The sequence below is a fragment of the Roseateles sp. T103 genome (assembly GCF_057219915.1).
The window spans coordinates 707,247-733,790 of the sequence record NZ_JBXVVS010000001.1; the positions used below are offsets into that span (position 1 = coordinate 707,247).

Annotated in this window: 20 protein-coding genes and 1 pseudogene; 14 read left to right on the forward strand and 7 right to left on the reverse strand. The window is 67.3% G+C overall.

Annotated elements, in window-relative coordinates; genetic code table 11:
* Window positions 1-56: 56 nt before the first annotated feature.
* A complete protein-coding gene (gene fabI / locus AC2EBS_RS03130) occupies window positions 57-842 on the reverse strand; it encodes an enoyl-ACP reductase FabI (RefSeq protein WP_484726913.1) in 786 nt (261 codons plus the stop codon).
* Window positions 843-1,115: 273 nt separating this feature from the next.
* Here fabI and rimP point away from each other — a divergent pair.
* The 14 genes and pseudogenes from rimP to AC2EBS_RS03200 form a co-directional block, all read left to right on the forward strand.
* Window positions 1,116-1,583 (forward strand): annotated as a pseudogene (rimP, locus tag AC2EBS_RS03135) (ribosome maturation factor RimP); the annotation flags it as partial.
* Window positions 1,584-1,741: 158 nt separating this feature from the next.
* Window positions 1,742-3,220 carry a transcription termination factor NusA gene (gene nusA / locus AC2EBS_RS03140; RefSeq protein ID WP_484726914.1) on the forward strand — a complete coding sequence of 493 codons (1,479 nt, stop codon included), beginning with the start codon at window positions 1,742-1,744 and terminating at the stop codon, window positions 3,218-3,220.
* Between the two features lie 58 nt (window positions 3,221-3,278).
* Window positions 3,279-6,260, forward strand: a complete 2,982-nt coding sequence (gene infB / locus AC2EBS_RS03145) for a translation initiation factor IF-2 (RefSeq protein ID WP_484726915.1) — start codon at window positions 3,279-3,281, stop codon at window positions 6,258-6,260.
* Window positions 6,261-6,393: 133 nt separating this feature from the next.
* Window positions 6,394-6,777 carry a 30S ribosome-binding factor RbfA gene (rbfA, locus tag AC2EBS_RS03150; RefSeq protein ID WP_484726916.1) on the forward strand — a complete coding sequence of 128 codons (384 nt, stop codon included), beginning with the start codon at window positions 6,394-6,396 and terminating at the stop codon, window positions 6,775-6,777.
* A gap of 5 nt (window positions 6,778-6,782) precedes the next feature.
* Entirely contained in the window at window positions 6,783-7,739 is a 957-nt protein-coding gene (truB, locus tag AC2EBS_RS03155) for a tRNA pseudouridine(55) synthase TruB (RefSeq protein ID WP_484726917.1), read from the forward strand.
* A 25-nt stretch (window positions 7,740-7,764) separates the two neighbouring features.
* Window positions 7,765-9,594, forward strand: coding sequence for a translational GTPase TypA (gene typA, locus AC2EBS_RS03160; protein WP_484726918.1), 1,830 nt, complete (start codon window positions 7,765-7,767; stop codon window positions 9,592-9,594).
* Between the two features lie 48 nt (window positions 9,595-9,642).
* Complete coding sequence (locus tag AC2EBS_RS03165; RefSeq protein WP_484726919.1) at window positions 9,643-10,545, forward strand: DMT family transporter; 903 nt, start codon at window positions 9,643-9,645, stop codon at window positions 10,543-10,545.
* Between the two features lie 43 nt (window positions 10,546-10,588).
* Window positions 10,589-11,713: an enoyl-CoA hydratase/isomerase family protein gene (locus tag AC2EBS_RS03170; RefSeq protein WP_484726920.1), complete on the forward strand. Its 1,125-nt coding sequence runs from the start codon at window positions 10,589-10,591 to the stop codon at window positions 11,711-11,713.
* Window positions 11,714-11,823: 110 nt separating this feature from the next.
* Window positions 11,824-13,122, forward strand: a complete 1,299-nt coding sequence (locus AC2EBS_RS03175) for an MFS transporter (RefSeq protein WP_484726921.1) — start codon at window positions 11,824-11,826, stop codon at window positions 13,120-13,122.
* A 37-nt stretch (window positions 13,123-13,159) separates the two neighbouring features.
* Window positions 13,160-14,836 (forward strand): formate--tetrahydrofolate ligase, encoded by a 1,677-nt coding sequence (locus tag AC2EBS_RS03180; protein ID WP_484726922.1) that lies wholly within the window; start codon window positions 13,160-13,162, stop codon window positions 14,834-14,836.
* A gap of 117 nt (window positions 14,837-14,953) precedes the next feature.
* The gene (locus AC2EBS_RS03185; protein ID WP_484726923.1) at window positions 14,954-17,923 is read left to right on the forward strand and encodes an EAL domain-containing protein; all 2,970 of its coding nucleotides are present in this window, start codon (window positions 14,954-14,956) and stop codon (window positions 17,921-17,923) included.
* 88 nt (window positions 17,924-18,011) lie between these two features.
* Window positions 18,012-19,022 (forward strand): tRNA dihydrouridine(20/20a) synthase DusA, encoded by a 1,011-nt coding sequence (dusA, locus tag AC2EBS_RS03190; protein WP_484726924.1) that lies wholly within the window; start codon window positions 18,012-18,014, stop codon window positions 19,020-19,022.
* 24 nt (window positions 19,023-19,046) lie between these two features.
* On the forward strand, window positions 19,047-19,631 hold the full coding sequence (locus tag AC2EBS_RS03195) for a methylated-DNA--[protein]-cysteine S-methyltransferase (RefSeq protein ID WP_484726925.1): 585 nt from the start codon (window positions 19,047-19,049) through the stop codon (window positions 19,629-19,631).
* A 101-nt stretch (window positions 19,632-19,732) separates the two neighbouring features.
* Window positions 19,733-20,866, forward strand: coding sequence for an aminotransferase class V-fold PLP-dependent enzyme (locus AC2EBS_RS03200; protein ID WP_484726926.1), 1,134 nt, complete (start codon window positions 19,733-19,735; stop codon window positions 20,864-20,866).
* A 305-nt stretch (window positions 20,867-21,171) separates the two neighbouring features.
* Here the strand turns inward: AC2EBS_RS03200 and AC2EBS_RS03205 are convergent, their stop codons facing one another.
* From AC2EBS_RS03205 to AC2EBS_RS03230, 6 genes are all read right to left on the reverse strand, one after another.
* The gene (locus tag AC2EBS_RS03205; protein ID WP_484726927.1) at window positions 21,172-22,137 is read right to left on the reverse strand and encodes a recombination-associated protein RdgC; all 966 of its coding nucleotides are present in this window, start codon (window positions 22,135-22,137) and stop codon (window positions 21,172-21,174) included.
* A 72-nt stretch (window positions 22,138-22,209) separates the two neighbouring features.
* Window positions 22,210-22,860, reverse strand: coding sequence for a DsbA family oxidoreductase (locus AC2EBS_RS03210; RefSeq protein WP_484726928.1), 651 nt, complete (start codon window positions 22,858-22,860; stop codon window positions 22,210-22,212).
* A 57-nt stretch (window positions 22,861-22,917) separates the two neighbouring features.
* Window positions 22,918-23,334, reverse strand: coding sequence for a hypothetical protein (locus tag AC2EBS_RS03215; RefSeq protein ID WP_484726929.1), 417 nt, complete (start codon window positions 23,332-23,334; stop codon window positions 22,918-22,920).
* 218 nt (window positions 23,335-23,552) lie between these two features.
* Entirely contained in the window at window positions 23,553-24,413 is an 861-nt protein-coding gene (locus AC2EBS_RS03220; RefSeq protein ID WP_484726930.1) for a PIG-L deacetylase family protein, read from the reverse strand.
* Window positions 24,414-24,453: 40 nt separating this feature from the next.
* Window positions 24,454-25,392 (reverse strand): DMT family transporter, encoded by a 939-nt coding sequence (locus tag AC2EBS_RS03225; protein WP_484726931.1) that lies wholly within the window; start codon window positions 25,390-25,392, stop codon window positions 24,454-24,456.
* Window positions 25,393-25,554: 162 nt separating this feature from the next.
* Window positions 25,555-26,475 (reverse strand): EDSAP-1 family PEP-CTERM protein, encoded by a 921-nt coding sequence (locus AC2EBS_RS03230; protein ID WP_484726932.1) that lies wholly within the window; start codon window positions 26,473-26,475, stop codon window positions 25,555-25,557.
* Between the last annotated feature and the right edge of the window lie 69 nt (window positions 26,476-26,544).

Here is a 26,544-nt window from a genome sequence, read left to right on the forward strand (position 1 = left end):
AAACGGGGCCCGAGGGCCCCGTTTTCACGTCCTATCCCGCCGCAGGGCGGGCGAGATCAGACTTCCTCGTCCGTCAGTGCCACGTGGCTGAAGCCGCCGTCCACATAGATGATCTCCGCGCTCAGGCCGGCAGCCAGGTCGGAGAACAGGAAGGCGGCGACGTTGCCGACGTCGTCGATGGTGATGTTGCGGCGGATCGGCGTGTTGGCGGCGAAGTGCGTCAGCAGCTTGCCGAAGTCCTTAATACCCGAGGCTGCCAGCGTCTTGATTGGGCCGGCCGAGATGCCGTTGACGCGGATACCCTTGCCGCCCAGGTTGTAGGCCAGGTAGCGCACGCTGGCTTCCAGCGAGGCTTTGGCCAGGCCCATGGTGTTGTAGTTGGGTACATAGCGCTCGGCGCCCAGGTAGGACAGGGTCAGCAGCGAGGCGCCTGGGCGCAGGCGAGGCAGGGCGGCCTTGGCCAGCGCCGGGAAGCTGTAGGCCGAGATGTCGTGGGCGATGCGGAAGTTCTCGCGCGTCAGACCGTCGAGAAACTGGCCGGCGATGGCCTCGCGGGGGGCGAAGCCGATGGAGTGCACGAAGCCGTCGAACTCGGGCCAGTGCTCGCCCAGGTTGGCGAAGAGGCGCTCGATCTGGGCGTCGTCGCCGACATCGCAGTCGAACACCAGCTTGGAGCCGAACTCGGCTGCGAACTCGCTGATCCGCTCCTTGAAGCGCTCACCGACATAGCTGAAGGCCAGCTCGGCGCCTTCGCGGTGGCAGGCCTTGGCGATACCGTAGGCAATCGAGCGGTTGGACAGCACGCCCGTGATCAGCAGTCGCTTGCCGGCGAGAAACCCCATATGTACTCCTGGTTATTGGAATGGTCGCGGATTTTCGCATGGCTCGCCGCTGCGGCAAGCAGCTTGCTTGCGGGCATGGTGCTTGCATAGTACAATGCCGGCTTCGCTGGAGAGCTCGGTCGCGTGAATCGGCCGAGCAGCCGCAGGGGTGCATGTCAGACATGCGCGCGGCGCAGCGACGACGGTGGGCGGATTCATCCAGCCCATTTTTTTTGCTTGATCGTTTTGTCGACGCATTGCACTGAAAGAGCCTGAGGCCAGAGAAACGCACGCATGAATTGGCAAGCTGCTGTTGAGACAACCGTGACCGGTCTGGGTTACGACCTGGTGGACTGCGAGCGCAGCGCCGGTGGCTTGCTGCGCGTCTTCATCGACAGGCTGCCGGAGCAGGCGTTGGCCGGCGAGTTGATCTCGGTTGACGACTGCGAGCGCGTGACGCGCCAGCTGCAGTATGTGCTCGAGGTCGAGAATGTCGACTATCAGCGCCTGGAGGTGTCCTCGCCTGGCGTGGATCGGCCGCTGAAGAAGGCGACCGACTACCAGCGTTTCGTTGGTGAGGAAGTCGAGATCACGCTGCGCACTGCATTCCAGGGGCGCAAGAAATACCGTGGCCAGCTGTTCGCCGAGGGCGAGGGCTGGCGCGTCGTCTTCAATGACGGCAAGGGTGAACAGGCCTTGGACTTTTCCCTTGACGAGGTGCGTGCGGCGCGTTTGGTGCCGCAACTGAGCTTCAAGGGGCGCGGTGGCAAGCCGTCCGAGTCGGGCCAGAAGCCGGCCAAGCCGGGTGCCGCCAAGGCGGCCAAGCCGAAGAAGAAACAGAGCAATGCCAAGTCCCGTCAGTCGCCAGATGAGCAGGCGGACATGGGCAAGGAAGACAAGGTTGACGGAGGTCTCGATCAATGAACCGCGAACTGTTGATGCTGGTGGATGCGATTTCGCGCGAGAAGAGCGTGGAGCGCGATGTCGTGTTCGGAGCCGTGGAGGCTGCGTTGGCCTCGGCCACCAAGAAGCTCTATGGCGGAGAGGTCGATATCCGCGTGACGATCGATCGCGACTCCGGTGAGTACGAAACCTTCCGCCGCTGGCATGTGGTGCCCAACGAGGCCGGCCTGCAGAATGCCGATGCCGAGATCCTGCTGTTCGAGGCGCAGGAGCAGATCGCCGACATCGAGGTGGATGACTACATCGAGGAGCCGGTCGAGTCGCTGCCCATCGGCCGCATCGGTGCGCAGGCTGCCAAGCAGGTGATCCTGCAGAAGATCCGCGATGCCGAGCGTGAGCAGCTGCTCAACGACTTCATGTCGCGCGGCGAGAAGATCTTCGTCGGCACGGTCAAGCGTCTGGACAAGGGCGACATCATTGCCGAGTCGGGCCGCATCGAGGCACGCCTGAAGCGCGGCGAGATGATCCCCAAGGAAAACCTGCGCACCGGCGACCGCCTGCGTGCCGTGATCCTGGGTGTGGATCCGACGCTGCGTGGCCCGCAGATCATGCTGTCGCGCTCCAGCCCGGAGTTCATGAAGGAACTGTTCGCGCAGGAAGTGCCCGAGATCGAGCAGGGCCTGCTGGAGATCAAGAGCTGCGCGCGTGACCCGGGCAGCCGCGCCAAGATCGCCGTGCTCTCGCACGACAAGCGTGTCGATCCGATCGGTACCTGCGTGGGTGTGCGCGGTTCGCGCGTCAATGCGGTCACCAACGAGTTGGCCGGCGAGCGTGTGGACATCGTGCTGTGGTCCGAAGACCCGGCGCAGTTCGTCATCGGCGCGCTGGCGCCGGCGAACGTGCAGTCCATCGTCGTGGATGAGGAGCGCCACGCGATGGATGTGGTGGTCGACGAAGAGAACCTTGCCATCGCCATCGGCCGCGGCGGCCAGAACGTGCGCCTGGCCTCGGACCTGACCGGCTGGCGCATCAACATCATGTCGGCCGAGGAGTCCGCGGCCAAGCATGAGCAGGAAAGCGAGTCCATCCGCAAGCTCTTCGTCGAGAAGCTCGACGTCGATGCCGAGGTGGCCGATATCCTGATCGAAGAAGGATTCACCAGCCTGGAAGAAGTGGCCTATGTGCCCATGCAGGAGATGCTGGAGATCGAGGCCTTCGACGAGGACACCGTCAACGAGCTGCGTACCCGTGCCAAGGATGCGTTGCTGACGATGGAAATCGCCCGTGAGGAGAAGGTCGAGGAGGTTTCGCAGGATCTGCGCGACCTGGAAGGCATGACGCCCGACCTGATCGCCAAGCTGGCCGATAACGACATCCATACCCGTGACGACCTGGCCGATCTGGCGGTCGACGAGCTCGTCGAAATGGCTGGCGTCGACGAGGCGCAGGCGCGTGCGCTGATCATGAAGGCGCGTGAACACTGGTTCACTGCCTGAGCCTCGCCCCAGCCCATCGCACGACACCGCACCGACAGCATTAGTTAAGGATTCCACAATGGCTGTGACCACCGTCGCCCAGTTCGCTGCAGAGCTCAATCGGCCTGCGAGCACGCTGCTGGAGCAGCTGCAAGCAGCGGGCGTCAAGAAGGCGTCTGCAGATGACACGCTCAACGAGAACGACAAGGAGCGTCTGCTCGATTACCTGCGTACTGCGCACGGTACCGGCGGCGCCGAGCGCAAGAAGATCACGCTGACGCGAAAGTCCACCAGCGAGATCAAGCAGGCTGATGCCAGCGGCAAGGCGCGCACCATCCAGGTGGAGGTGCGCAAGAAGCGTGTCTTCATCAAACGCGACGAAACCGCTGGCGCGGTCGACGAGGCTGCGCAGGCGGCCGCCGAGGAAGCCGAGCTGCAGCGCCGCGAGGAAGAAGCCAAGGCGCAGGCCGAGGCATTGCGTCTGCAGGAAGAAGAGCTGGCCGCTCGCATGCGTGAGCGCGAAGCCGCCGAGCGGGCAGCCAAGGAAGCCGAGGCCCAGCGACGTCAGGAGAAGGCTGAGGCGGAGGCCGCGGCGCGTGCTGCCGAAGAGGCCGCAGCCAAGGCGGCGGCCGAAGCTGCTGCGAAGCAGGCTGCCGCCAGCAAGGCCAGCGCCCGCGAGGCCGCAGCCGATGCTGCTGCCGCGATCAACAAAGCCATGAGCCGCGGCAAGCCGGCGGCAGCTGCGCCTGCACCGGCACCTGCTGCTCCCGAGCCGACGCCCGAGCCGGCAGCTGCGCCCGCGCCCGCGGCGCCCGTCGAGCCGCCCAAGCCCGCGCTGCGCGTGGTGAAGGCTGTCGACGCCGCAGCCGAGGACAAGCAGAAGCAGGCCGAGCTGGAGCGCCGCCGCAAGGCCGCAGAAGCCGAGGCTGCTGCCATTCGCGCGATGATGAATGCGCCGAAGAAGGTGCTCGTCGCGAAGAAGCCCGAAGAGGCCAAGCCGGCCGAGCCGGCCAAGGAGATCAAGGGCACGATTCACAAGAAGCCTGGCGTTGCTGGTGCGCCGGCTCCTGCTGCTGGCGGCAAGCCGGGCGACAAGAAGTCGGTCAAGTCCGAGAAGCTTTCGTCGAGCTGGGCCGACGATGCGGCCAAGAAGCGTGGCCTGAAGACCATCGGCGCTGGTGCGCCGACCGGTGCCCGTCCGGCAGGCTGGCGCGCGCCCAAGGGCGCGGCGGGCCGTCGTGGCGACCGCAACGATCGCGGCGGCGCACCGTCCAACTTCGTCGCTCCGTCCGAACCGGTGGTGCAAGAGGTGCACGTGCCCGAGACCATCTCGGTGGCCGACCTCGCGCACAAGATGTCGGTGAAGGCCTCCGAGGTCATCAAGCAGCTGATGAAGCTGGGCCAGATGGTCACCATCAACCAGCAGCTGGACCAGGAAACGGCCATGATCGTGGTCGAGGAAATGGGCCACAAGGCTTTTGCCGCCAAGCTGGACGATCCCGATGCCTTCCTGGAAGAAGAGGGCGCCGCAGCCGAGGGCCAGCACGAGCTGCTGCCGCGTGCTCCGGTGGTCACGGTGATGGGTCACGTCGACCACGGCAAGACCTCGCTGCTGGACTACATCCGCCGCAGCCGCGTTGCGGCGGGCGAAGCCGGCGGCATCACGCAGCACATCGGCGCCTACCACGTCGACACGCCGCGCGGCACCGTCACCTTCCTGGATACCCCAGGTCACGAGGCCTTCACGGCCATGCGTGCCCGCGGTGCCAAGGCCACCGACATCGTCATCCTGGTCTGCGCGGCCGATGACGGCGTGATGCCGCAGACCAAGGAAGCGATCCACCATGCCAAGGCGGCGGGTGTGCCCATCGTCGTGGCGATGACCAAGATCGACAAGCCCGACGCCAACCCCGAGCGCGTGAAGAGCGAGCTGGTGGCCGAGGAGGTCGTGCCGGAGGACTTCGGCGGCGACAGCCCCTTCGTCGGCGTGTCGTCCAAGACCGGCCAGGGCATCGACGAGCTGCTCGAGCAGGTGCTGCTGCAGGCCGAGGTGCTGGAGCTCACCGCGCCCAAGGACTCCATGGCCAAGGGCCTGGTGATCGAAGCGCGTCTGGACAAGGGCCGCGGCCCGGTGGCCACGGTGCTGGTGCAGAGCGGTACGCTCAAGCGCGGCGACGTGGTGCTGGCCGGCTCGACCTATGGCCGCGTGCGCGCCATGCTGGACGAGGACGGCAAGCCCACGCAGGAAGCTGGTCCGTCCATCCCGGTGGAGATCCAGGGCCTGACCGAGGTGCCGCAGGCCGGCGACGAGTTCATGGTGCTGGCCGACGAGCGTCGTGCCCGCGAAGTGGCGACCTTCCGTCAGGGCAAGTACCGCGACGTCAAGCTGGCCAAGCAGCAGGCCGCCAAGCTGGAGAACATGTTCAGCGAGATGGGCCAGGGCGAGGTGCAGACCCTGCCGCTGATCATCAAGGCCGACGTGCAGGGTTCGCAGGAAGCGCTGGCTTCTTCGCTGCTCAAGCTCTCCACCGACGAGGTCAAGGTGCAGATCGTGCACGCGGCGGTGGGCGGCATCAGCGAGAGCGACGTCAACCTGGCGATCGCCTCCAAGGCCATCATCATCGGCTTCAACACCCGTGCCGACGCCAACGCCCGCAAGCTGGCCGAGGGCAATGGTGTTGATATCCGCTACTACAACATCATCTACGACGCCGTGGATGAGGTTAAGGCGGCGATGGGCGGCATGCTGGCGCCGGAGCAGAAGGAAGAGTTCCTGGGTACGGCCGAGATCCGCGTGGTCTTCGTGGCCTCCAAGATCGGCACGGTCGCCGGCTCGATGGTCACCTCGGGCCTGGTGCGCCGCAACGCCAGGTTCCGCCTGCTGCGCGACAACATCGTCGTCTACACCGGCGAGGTGGAGTCGGTGCGCCGCGAGAAGGACGACGTCAAGGAAGTCAAGGAAGGCTTCGAGTGCGGTATCAAGCTCAAGAACTACAGCGACATCAAGGAAGGTGATCAGCTGGAGTTCTTCGAGATCAAGGAAGTCGCAAGAACTCTCTGAGCCCCCCAGTCGCTGCGCTCCTGCCCCCGAGGGGCGCCGCCCACGCCTCGGGGCGGCCCTTCGGCGGGGCGTGGCTTGATCGAACCCCGCCCAGCAGTACCGGCGGGGTTTGTGTTTGGAGCGTCGAATCATCATGCGTCATAAAAGAGCCATCCCCAACCGCGGTTTCCGCGTGGCCGACCAGATCCAGCGCGATCTGGCGGAGTTGATCCGCGAGCTCAAGGACCCGCGCATCGGCATGCCCACCGTCAACGCGGTTGAGGTCACGCCGGACTATGCGCATGCCAAGGTGTTCTTCTCGGTGCTGGTCGGCGATCCGGCCGAGACCGAGGCGGCGCTCAACGAGGCCGCTGGCTTCCTGCGCAACGGCCTGTTCAAGCGTCTGCAGATCCACACCGTGCCGACGCTGCACTTCCATTTCGATCGCAGCATCGAGCGCGCCGCCGAGCTAAGCGCGCTGATCAGCAAGGCCAACGCCACCCGCGCCCTGGACGACGACGAGAACCGCGAGGACTGAACACCGTGAGCGAGGCCAAGCCCCAGCGCGTCAAGCAAGTTCGCCGTGCCCTGCACGGCGTGCTGCTGCTCGACAAGCCGCTGGGCTTGTCCAGCAACCAGGCCTTGCAGAAGGCCAAGTGGCTGCTGCGCGCCGAGAAGGCCGGCCATACCGGCACGCTGGACCCGCTGGCCACCGGACTGCTGCCGCTGTGCTTCGGTGCGGCGACCAAGTTCAGCCAGGTGAGCCTGGATGCCGACAAGGTCTACGAGGCCACGCTGAAACTGGGCGAAACGACCAGCACCGGCGATGCCGAGGGTGAAGTGCTGCAGACCCGGCCCGTGGCGGTAACGCGCGAGCAGATCGAGGCCGCCTGCCAGGCCTTCACCGGCGAGATCGAACAGATCCCGCCCATGCACTCGGCGCTCAAGCATGAGGGCCGCGCGCTCTATGACTATGCGCGCGAAGGCGTGCAGATCGAGCGCGCGCCGCGCCAGGTGACGATTCACAGCATCGACATCCTGGACTGGCAGCATGAGGCGCTGACGATCGCCGTGCGCTGTTCCAAGGGCACCTACATCCGCACGCTGGCCGAAGACATTGGCGAGCGCCTGGGGTGCGGCGCGCATCTGTCGGCGCTGCGTCGCACCGGCAGCGGGCCGCTGCAGCTGCGCGACGCGATCAGCCTGGACGCGCTGGCCGCGATGACCGAGGCCGAGCGTGAGGCCATGCTGCGGCCGCCCGACGTGCTGCTGCAGCAGTGGCCGGCGCTGGTCCTCGAGGCCGAGGACGCGGCGCGCTTTCTCAGCGGGCTGCGGCGCCGCGTGAAGGCGCCCGATGCGCCGCAGGTGCGGGTCTACGGACCCGGCCGGGCCCTGCTGGGCAGCGCCCACATCAAGGCCGGCGAGCTGATCGCCGACCGCCTGCTGAGCCCGCAGGAAGTGCAGCAGCTGCAACGAGAAGAGCCGAGGCTCAGCGCCTGAACCGAATTCACAGAAAGTTGTCCCTATGAGCACCCAGATTCGCAACATCGCCATCATCGCCCACGTCGACCATGGCAAGACCACGATGGTTGACCAGCTGCTGCGGCAGAGCGGCACCTTTGCCGAGCACGAGAAGGTGGTCGACACCGTGATGGACAACAACGCCATCGAGCGCGAGCGCGGCATCACCATCCTGGCGAAGAACTGCGCTGTGTCTTGGAAGGGCACGCACATCAACATCGTCGACACCCCGGGACACGCGGACTTCGGTGGCGAGGTCGAGCGTGCGCTGTCCATGGTGGATGGTGTGGTGCTGCTGATCGACGCCCAGGAAGGCCCGATGCCGCAGACCCGCTTCGTCACCAAGAAGGCGCTGGCCCTGGGCCTCAAGCCCATCGTGGTCGTCAACAAGGTGGACAAGCCCGGCGCCAAGCCCGACGCGGTGATCAATGCCGCCTTCGACCTGTTCGACAAGCTCGGCGCGAACGACGAGCAGCTCGACTTCCCGGTGGTCTACGCCTCGGGCATCAACGGCTGGTCTTCGCTGGAAGAGGGCGCTCCCGGCGAGCAGTGGGGCCCTGACATGTCGGCGCTGTTCGAGACCATCCTCAAGCATGTGCAGCCGCATGCCGGCAACCCGGACGATCCGCTGCAGCTGCAGATCTCGGCGCTGGACTACAACAGCTTCGTCGGCCGCATCGGCGTGGGTCGCATCAACGCCGGCAAGATCAAGCCGGGCATGAACGTGGCCGTCATGGAAGGCCCGGACGGCAAGACCGTCAACGGCCGCATCAACCAGGTGCTGACCTTCCAGGGGCTGGACCGCGTGCAGGTCAGCGAGGCCGGCCCGGGCGAGATCGTGCTGATCAACGGCATCGAGGACATCGGCATCGGCGTGACCGTGACCGACCCGGCGAACCCCGCGCCGCTGCCGATGCTGAAGGTGGACGAGCCGACGCTGACGATGAACTTCTGCGTCAACACCTCGCCGCTGGCCGGCCGCGAGGGCAAGTTCGTCACCAGCCGCCAGATCTGGGACCGCCTGCAGAAGGAGCTGCAGCACAACGTGGCGCTGCGCGTCTCGGAGACCAGCGAGGACGGCATCTTCGAGGTTTGCGGCCGCGGCGAACTGCACCTGACCATCCTGCTGGAGAACATGCGCCGCGAGGGCTACGAGCTGGCCGTCTCCAAGCCGCGCGTGGTGTTCCAGGAGATCGACGGCCAGAAGTGCGAGCCGATGGAGCTGGTCACCGCCGACGTGGAAGAGGAACACCAGGGCGGCGTGATGCAGGCCCTGGGCCTGCGCAAGGGCGAGATGGTCAACATGGAGCCGGACGGCCGTGGCCGCGTGCGCCTGGAATACCGCATCCCGGCGCGCGGCCTGATCGGCTTCTCCAACGAGTTCCTGAACCTCACCCGCGGTTCGGGACTGATCTCGTCGATCTTCGACGGCTACGAGCCCTTCAAGGGCGAGATCGGCGGCCGCAAGAACGGCGTGCTGATCTCCATGGACGACGGTGAGATCTTCACCTATGCGCTGGGCAAGCTGGACGACCGCGGTCGCATGTTCGTCAAGGCTGGCGACCCGGTCTACGAAGGCATGATCGTCGGCATCCACAGCCGCGAGAACGACCTGGTTGTCAACGCCACCCGTACCAAGCAGCTGACCAACTTCCGCGTCAGCGGCAAGGAAGACGCGATCAAGATCACGCCGCCTATCGAGCTGACGCTGGAATACGGCGTGGACTTCATCGACGACGACGAGCTGGTCGAGATCACGCCCAAGAGCGTGCGCCTGCGCAAGCGCTACCTGAAGGAGCACGAGCGCAAGCGCATGGCCCGCGAGAACGGCTGAGCGCAGGCTGACGCGGCTGCCCCTGAGTCGCCGCAGCTCATGCAAGCCATGTCGCATCGTCGCGCAGTCGCGTTGATGATCTTCGTTACGCTGCTGTGGAGCACAGCGGGCGTGGTCTCGCGCCACCTGGAGGCCGCGCGCGGCTTCGAGGTGACGTTCTGGCGCAGTGCCTTCAATGCGCTGGGTCTGCTGTTCGCGCTGTTGCTCATGCGTGGCGCCGGTCTGTGGCGGCAATTGCTCGGTGCAGGCCGTCGCGTGTGGATCTCCGGTCTGTGCTGGGCGGTGATGTTCACCGCCTTCATGCTGGCGCTGACGCTGACCAGCGTGGCCAATGTGCTGGTGACCATGTCGCTGGGGCCGCTGCTCACCGCGCTGTTCGCTCGCGTCTTCCTGCAACACCGTCTGCCTGTGCGGACCTGGGCGGCCATCCTGCTAGGCAGCAGCGGCATCGCCTGGATGTTCGGCCACGAAATGCAGGCCGGGCTTGCCGGACTCGCTGGCATGGCGGTTGCGCTGGGCGTGCCGCTGGCGGCGGCGAGCAACTGGACGCTGCTGCAGCACAGCCACACGCAATCGGGCCAGGCTGCCGAGGGCGGCGGCGACGACATGCTGGTGGCCGTGCTGATCGGTGCGGTGGTCTCAGCGGCCGTGACGCTGCCGCTTGCCTGGCCGCTGCAGGCCTCGCCGCACGATATGGGCCTGCTTGCCGGACTCGGCGTGTTCCAGCTGGCCTTGCCGTGCCTGCTGGTCGTGCGCCTGACGCGTGTCCTGCCCGCCCCCGAGATCGCGCTGCTCGGTCTGTTGGAAGTGGTGTTCGGCGTGCTCTGGGCCTGGTTGTGGGCCGGGGAAGCGCCGGGTACCGCCACCCTGGTCGGCGGTGTTATCGTGCTGGGCGCCCTGATGGGCAACGAGCTTCTGGGATGGCGCGGGCGCAAGGCCCTGTCGCCATAGAACGAACAACGACAACTCTTCACGACGACGGAGTAGCTGGCCAATGTCCGCCGCACAGACGACGCTTCCCACCTTGCAGTCCGAAGGCCAAATCCTGGCCGAGGTCAATGGTTGCCTGGGCCTGATCACGCTGAACCGCGCGAATGCGCTGAATGCCCTGTCGCTGGCGATGATCCGCGACATAACCACGCTGCTCAAGCACTGGGCCGCTACGCCGGCCATCCAGGCCGTGGTGGTGCTGGGCGCAGGCCGCGAAGGCAAGCCGGCAGCCTTCTGCGCCGGTGGCGACATCCGCTTTTTCCATCAGGCTGCGTTGGCCGGCGATAGCGCGCTGGAGGACTTCTTCACCGAGGAGTACGCGCTCAACCACCTGATCCACCATTACCCCAAGCCCTACATCGCCTTGATGGACGGCGTGGTGATGGGCGGTGGCATGGGCATCAGCCAGGGCGCCAAGCTGCGTGTGCTGACCGAGCACTCGAAGCTTGCGATGCCCGAGACCAATATCGGCCTGTTCCCCGATGTGGGTGGCGGCTGGTTCCTGGGTCAGTGCCCGGGTCGCAGCGGCGAATGGCTGGCCCTGACCGGCCAGGTGATCGGTGCCGGCGATGCGATCGCGCTGGGTCTGGGCGATGTCTTCGTGCCCAGCCGTGAGCTGCCGGCCATCGTCGAGGCTTTCCGCGCCGGGGCGCAGACCAGCGCCGAGCATGTGGTGGCAACGGTGATGGAGCGCGCCGACCTGGCGCCGGCGCCCGACCACCTGGAACTGCGCGAGCGCATCGACACGCACTTCGCCAAGGACAGCGTTGCCGCCATCATGGCCTCCCTGGCCGAGGCTGGCGACGAATGGTCGCGTCATACCCATGCGCTGCTCGCCAAGCGCTCGCCGCTGATGATGGCCGTCACGCTCGAACAGGTGCGCCGTGCCCGCGCGATGAGCCTGGCTGAGGACTTGCGCATGGAGCGCGACCTGGTGCATCGCTGCTTCCATCTGCGCCCGGGCGCTGCGAGTGAAACTGTCGAGGGCATACGCGCGCTGGCGGTGGACAAGGACCATGCGCCGCGTTGGAACCCGACGCGCATCGAGGACGTCACGCCGGCGATGGTCGCCGCCTTCTTCGACAGCCCCTGGTCGGCCGAGACGCACCCGCTGCGCGAGCTGCGCTGAGCATCTCTTCAGCCGCACGCTTGACGCGTTAGGCGCGCCGCTACACTCCCTCGGGACGCCGCCGCGTGCGGCACGACCGCGAAGCGGCACAGCCGAGGGAGACCCCATACATGCTTGCGAGCCTGCCTGCCCGCCTGCGCGCCACCCCAAGCGCGCTGCGCAGCCTGCTGCTCGCCGACGGCCTGTTCCTGCTGGCCACGATGATCGGCGCGGTCACCGTGCCCTGGTGGGTCAGCGCCCATGGGGGCGCAGCGCATCTGGCCTGGCAGGGCGTGGTCGGCTCCTGCTGCGCCTTCCTGGCCGCACCGCTGCTCGGGCCGCTGGGTGACCGGCACCACAAGCGCTGGCTGATCGCTGTCGGCCTGGCCGGCCTGGCCTTGGCGGCCCTGCTGCTGGCCAGTGTCGCGAGCTTCGGGCGCTACGGCCTGAGCTGGGTGCTGGTCTATGCGCTGCTGGGCTCGCTGGCCGGCGGGCTGGTGATGCCGGCGCTGATGACCATCGCGGCCGAGCTGGTCGAACCTGCGGCGCTGCCCGAAGCACTCAGCCTGCAGCGCAGTGCCGAGTCGCTAGGCAGGGTGCTCGGCCCGGCGCTCGCCGGGCTGCTGCTGGCCTTGTACGTCGGTGCCGCGCTGGCAGCCCAGGCGCTGCTGCTCTTGCTCGCCGTGGCGCTGGCCTGGCGTCTGCCGGCTGCGCCGCCGGCGGCGCAGCCGGCCGCGCGTCGTGGCCGGGCGGCCTGGCGCGCCGACCTGCGCGCCGGGCTGCATGCCTGCTGGGCGATGCCGCTGGAGCGCGGTTGGACCCTGGTCAACTTTGTCGGCGTGCTCTTCATGGTGCCGGCCTTCACGATGCTGGTGCCGCTGAAGGTGCGCTCGCTGGGCCTTGGCGCAGGCTGGCTGGCGGCAGCCGAGGTCGGCTTGTCGGTGGGCATGCTGATCGGTGCGCTGGGCGGCTCGGCCTGGATGGTGCAGCGCATCGGCCGCCATGCGACGCGCATCGGGGCGACCGCGGCGCAGGGCCTGGGGCTGGCCCTGGCCGGCTGGGCCGAGCATGGCGCCGTGCTGGTGCTCGCGCTGTTCAGCGTCGGCCTGGCCAACTCCTGCGGCGTGCTGGTGGGGCAGACGCACCGCCTGCTCGCCATACCGCAGTCCTTCCGCGCCCGTGTGCAGGCGGTCGGCATGATGTCGATGACGGTGGCTGGCGCGCTTGGCCCGGCGCTGGCCGGGCTGGCGCTGCTGCAGTGGCCGGTGGCGCAGGTCTACATTGCCTTCGGCCTGGCCGCGGCCTTGAGTGCGCTGGGCTTCCTTCTCGTGCCGGACTTCCGCACGCTGATGTCGCTGGACCACGAGTCGGTGAAGGACTGGTATGCCCGGCGCCATCCGGAGCTGTTCGGCACTGCCGCCTCGCCATAATCGGCGCGAGTCTTCGTCCCGCAGGAGCACCCGACGCATGTCCACCGATCTCGAGATCGCCCGCGCCGCGCAACTGCGGCCCATCGTCGAGCTGGCGCACGAACGCCTCGGGCTGGCGCCCGATGCACTGATTCCCTTCGGTCGCTACAAGGCCAAGCTCTCGACCGAGGCTCTGGCGGCGCTGCAGGACCGATCCGAAGGCCGGCTCATCCTGGTCACCGCGATCAGCCCGACGCCGGCCGGCGAGGGCAAGACCACCACCACGATAGGCCTGGGCGACGCGCTGACGCGGCTGGGCCGGCGCGCGATGGTCTGCCTGCGCCAGCCCTCGCTGGGCCCCTGTCTGGGCATGAAGGGTGGCGCCACCGGCGGCGGCCGCGCGCAGGTGGCGCCAATGGACGAGATCAATCTGCACTTCACCGGCGACTTTCACGCGGTGGCCAGCGCGCACAACCTGCTCGCCGCGATGCTGGACAACCATGTGCACCAGGGCAATGCGTTGGGCATCGACGTGCGCCGCGTCGTCTGGCGGCGCGTGATGGACATGAACGACCGCGCGCTGCGGCAGATCACCGTGGGTCTGGGCGGCACGGCCAACGGCTTCCCGCGCGAGGACGGCTTCGACATCGTCGTGGCCTCCGAGGTGATGGCCATCCTCTGCCTGGCGAGCGACCAGGCCGACCTGAAGTCGCGGCTGGCGCGCATCGTCGTGGCCTACACGGCCGACAAGCGGCCCGTCACCGCGCAGGATCTGCAGGCTGTGGGCGCGATGGCCGCGCTGCTCAAGGACGCGCTGCTGCCCAATCTCGTGCAGACGCTGGAAGGCACGCCGGCGTTGGTGCATGGCGGGCCCTTCGCCAATATTGCGCATGGCTGCAACTCGGCGCTGGCCACGCGCAGCGCACTGAAGCTGGCCGACTATGTCGTCACCGAGGCCGGCTTCGGCGCCGACCTGGGCGCAGAGAAGTTCATCGACATCAAGTGCCGCCAGACCGGTCTGCAGCCGGCCTGCGCGGTGCTGGTCGCCACGGTGCGCGCGCTGCGCTGGCACGGCGGCGACGACGCGGCCGACGCGCATGGCGCCAATCTCGCCAGCCTCGAGCGCGGTCTGGCCAATCTGCGCCGCCATGCCGAGAACCTGCGCGTGCATCTGGGCCTGCCGGTGGTGGTGGCGATCAACCGCTTCGACGGCGATACCGAGGCCGAGCTTGCGTTGATCGAGCGCGCCTGCGAGCACGACAGCATGCCCTGTGTACGCGCCAGCCATTGGGCTGACGGTGGCGCCGGCGCCGAAACGCTGGCGCACGCGGTGCTGCGTGCCTGTGCCAGCGGCCAGGCGCGGCCGGCCAGCGTCTATGCGGATGACGAACCGCTGCTCGAGAAGATCCGCGCGGTGGCACGCAAGATCTACCGTGCCGCCGACGTCAGCTTCACGCCGCAGGCGCTGGCTCAGCTGCACGAGTGGCAGGTCGCCGGCTATGGCCGGCTGCCGGTGTGCATCGCCAAGACGCCCTACAGCTTCTCGGCCGATGCCAAGCAGCGCGGCGCTGCCGAGGGTCATGTCCTGCCGGTGCGCGAGCTGCGACTGGCTTCCGGGGCGGAGTTCGTCGTGGCGATCTGCGGCGACATCATGACCATGCCCGGTCTGCCCAGGCATCCGGCGGCCGAACGCCTGGACCTGGACGCGCAAGGCCGCATCGTCGGGCTGGGCTGAGCCGCAGCTGGGCCTGGTGTGGCGTCGGCATCATTTGCATCAGATTTTTCTGTCAGATGCTGCGTTCTGTTCGCAACATACGGCGCAGAATGGGCAACCCGATCTGAGAGCGTCCTGATGCGAAGCAGCGAGACCGGTTGGTGCATGTCGATGCGAGGCTGGCGGCCCGGCGGCGGTCTGGCTGCCTGGCTGAGCGCCGCCACGCTGGCTCTTGCGCTGCAGGCGCCTGTGCTTGCCCAGGCGCCCGTGCCAGCGCCGGCTTCGGCGCCTGGCAAGGCCCAGCCGGCTGCGGCTGTTGCCGAGCCCGGGGTGCTGATGCTGCTGTCCACCGGCTATGGTCAGGCCGGCATCGACAGCTATGTGAAAGGCTTCTACGAGGTGCTGCGCGAGCGCGGCATTCGCTTCAACCGCATCCACATCGAATACCTGGATCTGGTGAAGAACACGGGGCCCGCCTATCGGGCCGAACTGGCCGATCTGCTGGCGAGCAAGTATCGCGAGGCGCCGCTGCGTGCCATCGTCGTGATGCAGCCGCCGGCGCTCGGCTTTCTGCTCAAGGAGGGCGCGAGCCTCGCCCCTGAGGCGCCAGTGCTGGTGGCGCAGGCGAGGCCACCCAAGGAGGCGCAAGCGCAGCAGGCCCGCAACTTCCATCTGCAGACGCCGGCGCTGGCCTTCGCCGGCACGCTGGAGCGCGCGCTGGAGCTGTTCCCGGCGACGCAGCGGGTCTATGTGCTGTCGGGCAATAGCGCGGTGGAGCAGGAGCGGCTGGCCGATGCGCGGCGGCAGTTCGAGCCCTTTGCCGCACGCTTCGAGTTCGTCTATCTGGATGGCAAGCCCTTTGACGAGATCGAGCGCGAGATCGGTGCCGCGCCGTCGCACTCCATCGTGATCGCGCCCGGCGTGAACCGCGACGGCCGCGGCCAGGTGATGGTGCCGGTGGACAGCATCGTGCGCGTGGCCAAGCTCGGCCGGGCGCCGGTGTTTCCTGTCTATGCCGGCTCGATGGGGCAGGGGCCGATCGGCGGCATGGTCTCGGTGCTGGAGGATGAGGGCCGCTCGATGGCGCGCTCGGTGCTGGAGCTGCTCGACGCCCAGGTGCAGGCGCCGCCGGATTTCCGCGTGCAGACCTCGCGGCCGGTGCCGATGTTTGATTGGCGCGAGATCCAGCGCTGGGACGGCGACTGGCGGCGTCTGCCTGAAGAGACCGTCTATCTGCATCGCCCGCCCAGCCTGTGGAACGAGTACCGCGGCTATGTGCTTGGCGCGGGTCTGGCGCTGGTGCTGCTGTCGCTGCTGGTCGTCGCGCTGGCGGTGCAGAACCGCCGCCGCGAGAGGGCCGAGTTGTCGCTGCGCACCAGCCAGGCACGCTACCAGTTGCTGGCCGACAATATGTCCGATGTGCTGTGGGTGATGGATGTGGATCGCGGCCGCATCGAGTACCTGAGTCCGTCCATCCAGCAGCTGTTGGGCTACCCGGCGGAGGAGTTCGCGGCCCTGGGCTTCGGCGCGGCGATGCCCGAGAAGCTGCACCAGCTCTTCCTGCAGAACAACGCTGCCCGCGCGAAGCTCTACAGCCAGCAGCCGGACGAGCAGCGGCGCTATACCGATGTGCTGGAACTGAAGCACCGCGACGGCAGTGTGGTCTGGACCGAGTCGGTGACCCACTACCTGCGCAACGAGGCGGGTGCCGTGGTCATCATGGGTGTCACGCGCGACATCAGCCAACGCATGCGGGCCCAGGCGGAGATCAACCGTCTGGCCTTCTACGACGGGCTGACCCAGCTGCCCAACCGCAAGCTGCTGCAGGATCGAGCGCAGCAGGCTGTGTTTGTCAGCGGGCGTAGTCACCGCCATGGGGCGCTGCTCTTCGTCGACCTGGATCACTTCAAGACGCTCAACGACACGCGCGGTCACGAAGTCGGCGATCTGTTGCTGCAGCAGGTGGCGCAGCGTCTGGCCACCTGCCTGCGTGCCGGCGATACGCTGGCGCGGCTGGGCGGCGACGAGTTCGTCGTGTTGCTGGAGGACCTCAGCGAGGAGCCCGCGCGCGCCGCCGCCGAGGCCAAGGTGGTGGGCGACAAGATGCTCGCTGCGCTCGAGCCCGAGTTCAGCCTTCAGGGGCAGGAGCACCACATCACCGCGAGCATCGGCGTGGCGATCTTCGTCGGCGCGAGCGACAGCTACGACGAACTGCTCAAGCGCGCCGACCTGGCCATGTACCGCGCCAAGTCTGCGGGGCGCAATTCGCTGTGCTTCTACGACCCGCAGATGCAGGCCATCGTCTCGGCGCGTGCCGCGCTGGAGACCGATCTGCGCCGCGGACTGCAGCTCGGCGAGCTGCAGCTGCACTACCAGCCGCAGGTGCTGGCCGATGGCCGCATCGTCGGCGCCGAGGCGCTGGTGCGCTGGCAGCGGCCCGGCCACGGCATGGTGTCACCGGTCGAGTTCATCCCGCTGGCCGAGGAGACCGGGCTGATCAAGCCGCTGGGCCGATGGGTGCTGCAGGCGGCCTGCCGCCAGCTGCTGGCCTGGTCTGGCGACGCGCAGCTGCGCGAGCTGAGCATCGCGGTGAACGTGAGTCCCCGGCAGTTCCGTCACGCCGACTTCGTCGCCAGCGTGCTGGCCACACTGGCTGGCAGCGGCGCCCGTGCCGACCTGCTCAAGCTGGAGCTGACCGAAAGCGTGATGCTGGAGGACGTCGAAGGCACGATCGCGAAGATGAACGAGCTCAAGTCCCACGGCGTGAGCTTCTCGCTCGACGATTTCGGTACCGGCTACTCGTCGCTGGCCTATCTGAAGCGCCTGCCGCTGGACCAGCTGAAGATCGACCGCTCCTTCGTGCGCGATGTGCTGACCGACTTCAACGACGCGGCGATCGCCCGCACCGTGCTGGCGCTGGGTCACAGCCTGGGCCTGCCGGTGGTGGCCGAGGGCGTGGAGACCGAAGGTCAGCGAGAGTTCCTCGCGCAGCACGGCTGCCAGGCCTTCCAGGGCTATCTGTTCGGCAAGCCCATGCCGGTGGGTGAGTTCGAACAGGCGCTGCGCGATGCGGCTGGTGGGGAAGGGGCCAAGGCCCGTTTGGGATAATCGGCGGGTGCAAACCCACGATTCCCCCAGCTCTCATGACCAGACGCCTTCCAGCGGACTGAGCCCCTGGCGCCTGTCTGTCGCGCCGATGCTCGACTGGACCGATAGGCACTGCCGCTACCTGCATCGCCTGCTGAGCCGCCACACGCGCCTGTACACCGAGATGGTCACCACCGGCGCGCTGCTGCATGGCGATCAGCCGCGGCATCTGGACTTCAATGCCGAGGAGCATCCGGTGGCACTGCAGCTCGGCGGCAGCGAGCCGGCCGATCTGGCCGCCTGCGCGAAGCTGGCTGAGCAGTGGGGCTACGACGAGGTCAACCTCAACTGCGGCTGCCCCAGCGAGCGCGTGCAGCGCGGCGCCTTTGGCGCCTGCCTGATGGCCGAGCCGCAGCTGGTGGCCGACGGCGTGAAGGCGATGCGCGATGCGGTCAGCCGCATCCCGGTGACGGTCAAGCACCGCATCGGCATCGACCGCATCGAGAGCTATGAGTTCGTGCGCGACTTCATCGGCACGGTCGCTGCGGCCGGCTGCGAGGTCTTCATCGTCCATGCGCGCAATGCCTGGCTGCAGGGGCTGTCGCCGAAGGAGAACCGCGAGGTGCCGCCGCTGCGCTACGAGATCGTGCACAGGCTCAAGCGCGACTTCCCGGCGCTGACCATCGTCGTCAACGGCGGCATCAAGAGCGATGACGAGATCGAGGAGCAGCTGCGCCATGTGGACGGCGTGATGGTGGGCCGCCAGGCTTATCACGAGCCCTGGCAGCTGGCCGGCTGGGACGAACGCTTCTTCGGCGCGCCCGGCCCGGCGGCCAGCCGCGAGCAGGTCGAGCAGCAATGGCTGCGCTATCTGGAGACCCAGCAGGCCGCGGGCCGGCCCTGGCCGCAGGCGATGCGCCACGCGCTGGGCCTGTGGAACGGCATGGCCGGCGCGCGGCGCTGGCGCCAGGTGTGGAGCGACCACAAGCTCAAGGAGCTGCCGCCGGCCGAGGTGGCCAGGCTGGCGACGCAGGCGCGCTGCGGTGTGGCGGCGCATGTGGCTCAGCACCAGGCCGAGCATCAGGCCGCGCATGCCGCCGCGTTCGCCACTGCTGGCTGAGCGATCCGTCACGGCTCTGGTCCGATGGACACGAACGCCGCTCCTTTGCAGGGCCTGCTGTGCTTCGACACCGCGCTGGGCCGCTGCGCGCTGGTGTGGAGCGGCGAAGGCATCCTCGGCTCGCAGCTGCCCGAGGAGAACGCGCGGGCCACACGCGACCGCATGCGCCAGCGCTTTCCGCTGGCGCAAGAGAAATTGATGCCGCCGCCCTTCGTTGAACAGGCGGTGCTGGCGATCAAGCGGCTGCTGGCCGGCGACAGCGCCGACCATCGCGAGCTGCTGGCGCTGCCGCTGGACGACAGTGCGTTGCCGGTGTTCAACCGCTGCGTGCTGGCGCTGACCCGGCAGATCCCGGTCGGGCAGACGCGCAGCTATGGCGACATCGCCCGCGCGCTGGGCCAGCCCGGCGCGGCGCGCGCGGTGGGTCGTGCCGAGGCGACCAATCCTTTTGCGCCCATCGTGCCCTGCCACCGCGTGGTCGGATCGGCCGGGCAGGGCGTGGGCTTCTCGGCCCATGGCGGCGTGCAGACCAAGGAGCGGCTGCTGGCCATCGAGGCGCGCGCTGCCGGAAGGCCGCAGCCGCAGCAGGGCACCTTGTTCGGGGACTGAGTCCCTGCGGTGGCGGTGATAAGCTGACCTGCGCCTGAGTCTGCCTTGCGCGAGGCTCAGGCAGACGACTCCAAGAACGAAGGATAGAAAGGAAGACGCCCATGCCCGGCCTGCTGCCCCATGTCGATCCCGATGGCCTGCTGGAGTATTCGGTGGTGTTCACCGACCGCGCGCTGAACCACATGTCGCAGCGCTTCCAGGGCGTGATGCGCGACATCTCGGCGACGCTGAAGAGCGTCTACAACGCCCACACGGCCGTGGTCGTGCCCGGCGGCGGTACCTTTGGCATGGAGTCGGTGGCGCGCCAGTTCGCCGCCGATCAGCGTGTGCTGGTGATTCGCAACGGCTGGTTCAGCTATCGCTGGACGCAGATCTTCGAGATGGGAAGGATCCCCTCGGCGCAAACCGTGCTGAAGGCGCGCCAGGTCGGCAGCGGCGCGCAGGCGCCCTATGCGCCGGCTCCGATCAACGAGGTGGTCGCGACCATTCGCGCCGAACGGCCTGCGGTGGTTTTCGCGCCGCATGTGGAGACGGCGGCCGGCATGATGCTGCCCGACGACTATCTGCGCGCGGTCGGCGCCGCTGCCCATGAGGTGGGCGCGCTCTTTGTGCTGGACTGCATCGCGTCCGGCGCCATGTGGGTGGACATGCAGGCCTGCGGTGTCGATGTGCTGATCAGCGCGCCGCAGAAGGGCTGGAGTGGCACGCCCTGTGCGGCCTTCGTGATGCTCAGTGAGCGCGCGCGGGCACGGCTGGACGAGACCACGTCGAGCAGCTTCGCGATGGACCTGAAGAAGTGGCAGCAGATCATGGCGGCCTACGAAGGCGGCGGCCACGCCTATCACGCCACCATGCCCACCGACGCACTGGCTTCCGTGCGCGATGCGATGCTCGAGTCGCGCGACTACGGCTTCGAGAAGCTGCGCGGTGAGGCGCTGGAGCTGGGCAAGCGCGTGCGCGTGCTGCTCGCCGAACTGGGGCTGCCCAGCGTGGCGGCGCCGGGCTTCGAGGCGCCGGGCGTGGTGGTGAGCTACACCACCGACGCCGGCCTGCACACCGGCAAGGCCTTCCTCGCCGAAGGCTTGCAGACTGCCGCTGGTGTGCCCTTGCAGTGCGACGAGGGGCCGGAGTTCAAGACCTTCCGTATCGGGCTTTTCGGCCTGGACAAGCTACACAACACCGCGCGCAGCGTGGCGAACCTGGAGCAAGCGCTGAGGAAGATTCTGGGGCGCTGAGGTTTCGGGCGGCGGGCTGAGCGCGATCACGCGTGCGGGGTACCCGTCTCCGCTCGTGTCCTCCGCCGACTGCCTGCGGCAGCCGTCTCCCCCTTTACCTCGCTGATCCGGGCACCCCACCCACCTGATCCGGCACCCTTGGTGCGATGCCACCAGGGCATGCGGCGATGGTGTGCGCGAGGATGCTGGGCGAGTCTCTGCGCGAGGTAAAGGGGGAGCCGGCGGCCGAAGGCCGCTGGCGGAGGACACGAGCGCAGGGACTCGCCCGGCGTCCTCGCCCGCTCAAACCAGCGCAGTAGGGGCCTTCACTCCCAAGGTGCCGCACCTTCAGCCGAAGAAGCAGGCGCAGCCATTTCAGCAACCGGCGCCGCCGCCAGGAAGTCGTGCTCGCCGCCGAGCCCCTCGATCAGCGCCGGGATCAGCTGGATCAGCTCGCCGGTGGCCAGCGCCGCGTCGGCGTCGAAGGCTTCGTCCTTCTCGGGCTCGACACGGCCCTCGAAGACGAGGTCCAGGAAGGCGATCTTCTTCAGCTGCAGCGTGTCGGTGAGCAGGAAGGACACGCGGTCCTGCCAGGTCATTGCCAGCCGGGTTGGGCGCTTGCCGCTGCTCAGGTGCTGGCGCACCTCGTCGATGTCCAGCGCGTGGCGGGCGTAGCGCACCACGGACTTCATCTCGTCCTCGCTCTTGAGCTCGCACTCGCGATCGATGGTGAAGCCTGCGGGCGGGACGCCGTCCATCAGCCAGGCGGCCATGCAGGCCGCGGGAGTCTCGGCGCTCTGCACCAGATGCAGTGCCAGACCGTCGAGCGATTTGACAAGCAGGCTCACCACCTCCTCGCAGCGCGCGGGGCTGGAGGCGTCGATCATCAGCAGGCGTTCCTTGGGCGAGATCCACACACGCACGCTGTGGCGCTTGCGGAAGCACAGTGGCAGCAGCTCTTGCGTGGCCTGCTCCTTTAGATCCTTGAGCGCCTTCTTGCCGGGCTTGCGGCCGGTCTGCTCCTCGATCTCGGCGGCGATCTCGTCGACGCGCTCCTTCACCACCGAGCCGGGCAGCACGCGCGACTCGATCTGCAGCTTCAGATGGATCTGCCCGTCGATGATCTCGATCAGCGGGGCATGCTCGATGCCGCGCGGCGGCACCCAGCCCATGGACAGTGCCTCGGTAGCGCCGCAGGGCTGGAACTGGCCCTTGGCCAGCGCGGCTTCGACTTCTTGTTGCGAGGGCTGCCAGTCCGGGCCCATGCGGTAGATCGTCAGGTTCTTGAACATCGTCTCTCGTCGGGAATCGGCAAAAAAAGACCGCCCCGGCTGGGGCGGTCTGGGGTTCGCGTTGATTGTCGCTCAGGCCGAGGCGGGTTCGGCGGCAGCGATCTGGCGCAGCGCCTGTTCGAAGACCTCGGGCGGCTGGCCGCCGGAGATCAGGTGACGGTCGTTGATGATCACCGCCGGCACCGAGTGGATGCCGTGCTGCTGGTAGAAGGCCTCGGCCTCGCGCACCTCGGCGGCATAGGCGTCGCTCTCCAGCATCTGGCGCGCAGCGTCGCGGTCCAGGCCGACGCCTTCAGCCGCTTGTAGAAGCACCTCGTGGTTGCTCGGGTCGCGGCCTTCGGTGAAGTAGGCGCCGAAGAGCGCCAGCTTGAGTTCGCGCTGCTTGGCGCTGCCCTGCAGACCCGCCCAGTGCAGCAGGCGGTGCGCATCGAAGGTGTTGTAGATGCGGCTGCGCGCACCCTGCGTGAACGTGAAGCCCACCGCCGCGCCGCGCTGGCGGATGTGCTCGCGCGTCTGCGCCATCTGCTCGGGACTGGCCCCGTACTTGCGGGACAGGTGTTCGTCGATGTCCTCGCCTTCCGCCACCATCTGCGGATTCAGCTCGAAGGGCTGGATGTGCAGGTCCACCGGCAAGTCTGGCAGTCGCGTCAGCGCCTGCTCCAGCGACTTGAGTCCAATGGCGCACCAGGGGCAGGAGACGTCGGAGACGAAATCGATCTTCATGGAGCGACTGTAGTGCGGACTGCCATCCGGTGGCGCCATGGGGACTTGGGGAACTGCTCAGGCCTTGATGGCCAAGCCTTGCTCGGCCAGCCAGGCCATGGCGGAATCGACATCCGGGCTGTGTCGGTAGTTCGCCAGCGCCATGGCGCGCTGCGCCTGCTCGCGCACCATGGCCTCATGGAAATGACTGGGCAGCACATCGGTGACGGCTGTCATGCCATGGGCCACGGCATCCTCGAAGAAGGCCCACCAGGCTGCAAGGGCCTCGGGTGTCGCACCCTCCCAGTCGCGTGCGTCGCTGAGCAGGCCCCAGGGGCGTCCGCTACCGCGCTGCTGCCAGAGCTCCTGCGCCTGTCCATGCAGGCGCTGGGCGCAAATCTCGTTCCAGCAGCCCTGGTAGCGCGCCCACAGCACATCGCCATGCCATTGCAGAGAGAAGCTGCCGTGTTGAGCCCAGTCCATGCTGTTTGCCATCTGCACACTCCCTACTGCCAAAGCGTGTGTGCAGTCTAGTCAATTTGCAGGCGAGGTCTGCTGGAGACAGCGAGATGAAACCACTGCTGTCCGGGTTGTCCGCACCAGTTCGGGCCGATGGGGTAGGTGTCGCCTCAGACCAGCGCCTGTGTAGACGGACTGGCGGATGCGCAGAGGCGTGAGCGCGGCGGCGGCGTTCTCGTTGGCTGGTCCGGGCATCAACGTGGCAGCTCTATTGCTTGGCCGGCCGGGAAGAGCAGCGGGGCCAGGTCTCGAGGCAAGGTCTGACCGTCGGCCCAGCGGCTCAGACGGTAGAGGGTGGCAAAGGCCCAGCTTGGCGGCGTGCCGCCCGCACCGCCCAACAGTTCGCCTCCACGGCGCACGTTGTCGGCCATCCAGGCCGGCAGGCGCAGGTGATATGGATTGCGCGCCACCTCGCCCTGGTGGCAGGCCAGGGCCTGGATCAGGCGTGCGGTGTCGGCCACGCTGGTCTGCACCATGCAGTTGGGCGCCTGCTGTGGTGCCCAAAATTCGGTCTCGGCGACCCAGCCGCGAAAGCGAACCTCGGCCAGCGTGGCACTGGCAAGCCGATGCACGCCGATATGCGTGGGGTTGGCGTCTGCCGCGTGCGGCATCAGCACGAGTCTGGGCTTGATGTCGTTCAGCGCTGCAGCCAGGCTTGCGCGGTTCTCGCGCCACAGCACTGGATCGGTCGTGGCGGAATCTGGCCGCACACGCTCGAGTCCGTCCGAGCCCAGGTGCCGCAGCCCAAACCCCAGCAACTCGCAGGCGGCCTGCATCTCCGCCCATCGCTCGGCTCGGCGCTCGGCTCGACTGCCCAGCGTCACCGCCAGCACGGTGACACGCCAGCCGGCTTCCTGGCGCAGGCGCAGTGGCAGCGCGCCGACGATGCATTCATCGTCCGGGTGCGGAGCCAGGATCAGGGCATGCGCGCCAGCCGATTCTTCCTGCGGCAAGGGTACTGGTGCATCTGGCTGGGCCTGCATCAGCACGGCAAAGGCCTGCACCCAGGCTTGCCAAGCCTCGGTATCACTGGGCAAGGCGTGGCTGTGCGTCATGGGACTCGGGGCGCTGTGATACGAAGAAGGAGCAGGATTGTCAGCGATGCTGAAGTGGCTGAGCGTCTGTGGCTGCTGCTGGCCAGCTCGCCAACACCACGCCAGCCAGCGCGATGGCATAGGCCAGCGCCTGGACGGCGCTGATCGACTCGCCCAGCACGAAGAAGCCGATCAACGCAGTGGAGATGGGCAGGAACACCATGAACACGCCGGCTTGTGCCGCCGGTACATGGCGCAGTCCTCGCATCCACAGCCAGACGGTGGCAATGCTTGCTGCCAGCGCATAGAAAAGTAGCAGGCCCCAGTTGCTCAACTCAACGGCGGCGAAATCGAAGCTCCAGGCCTGCCAAATGCCAAATGGGGTAACCAGCGCCAGTCCCCACAGATTGATCAAGGCACTGATGCGCTTGGGGGACAGGTTCTGCGTCAGCTTCTTGCCGATCACCACATAGCTGGCTTCGCAGAAGACGGCGGCAAGCACCAGCAGGGCGCCAAGCAGGCTGGTCTGCGTAGCGCCGCCGGTGTTGCTGTTGCCGCTACCTCGGTCGAGCGCAACCAGCGCGATGCCGGCCACGCTGAGCGCAATGCCCAGCCGCACGCGTCTTGCAATGCGCTCTCTCAGGAACAGCCAGCTGAGCAAGGCGACTGCGGCCGGTATGCCGGCCATCAGCACGCCTGTCACCATGGCGGAAGTCTCGCGCACGCCGAAGAGCAGGCAGATCGAAAAGAGGAAGTTACCGAGAAAGGACTCGAGGAACACGAGCCCCTGCGTCCGCCTGTCCATCTGCGGCTCCTCCGGCCCACGCCGGATCCAGCCAAGCATGGCCACAGCGGCAATGCCGAAGCGCAGCCACGCGAGCAGAAACACTGGGAAGGCGAGCAGCAGCAGCTTGGACAGGCCGACATAGCTGCCTATGAGGCTGGTGCTGAGGGCGAGCGAGAGAAACGCAGCAGGTCGCTGCAAATTGTGCGAACTCACGGCGGCAGCATAGCGCCTGGCGCTGGCGCTAGACCGGTGGCGTGGTGTGAACAACGAGAACAAGAAAAGAAAAGGCCCGTGCGAACACGGGCCTTGAGTACCTGGGCCTGAGTCGGCTCACGCAATGCGCGAGCCGGGTTCAGTGCCAGACAGTCGACTTGCTTACTGCACGCGGCGACGGCGGGACGTCACACCTGCCACGCCCAGCAGCGCCAAGCCAGCCAGAGCGAGAGAGGCGGGCTCGGGCACATACGACATCGTGGCATTCGACGATTGCTGGATCGTCACGCGGTAGTTCAGTCCACCGATGATGTCGAAGAAGTTGGAGAAGACCAAGCCGTTATTGCTATAAGTGATGTTGTCCTCGACGGCAAACGCGCTGTAGTTCACGTTCACCTGATTCGGGGCCCAAGCGAAGACCACGTTGTTGCCCTGAAGGATTTGCACATCCCAGCCGATGCTTGCGCTCGAGGTGGCGCTCTGGCTACCGGTCAGGCTGTCAATCCAGGTACGCACGAAGGCGTCGAAGCCCAGGAACATGCGAACCGATGCCGTCTCGTTAGCGGTGAAGGTTGTCGTCACGCGCAGGCCGTTCTGGATCGTCGCATTGGCACCGCCCTCGTTGGTGGTGCTTGTAGCGGCGGCATTGGCACGGGTCAAGCCAGACGGGTTCGGCTGAGCGACACCGAACACAGAGCCCGAGATGTACATGTCGCCGAGCGCGTAGTTCGCGACAGCACCGTTCAGATGGGTCGTGCCGTTGTTCTCCAGCTGACCACCGTAGGCAGCCGTGACTGCAGCGCCGCAATCACCCGCGCAGCGATAAGTGACATCGACGGTAGCGCCGGTGACGTTGCTGTTCGCGTTGCCGCCATTCGTCGAGGGGCCGTTGTAGTTCGACGATGCGTTGCCGGTACGCGTCTCGCTGGTGACGTTCACTGCCGTGAACAGGCCGCCGGTGACTGTTTGCAGACCCAGGCTGTTGATCGCCAGGTCGGCCATTGCAACCACGCCCGCCTGGGCCGGGGCTGCTGCCATTGCGAGCGCCGATGCGGCGGCTGCAATTGCGTGTTTCATGTTCATGTTTCGCTCCTCAGGTTGGTACTCATCAAGGGCGTCGTCAAACTCCCTTGCCCTGAATAAGCAGAATGC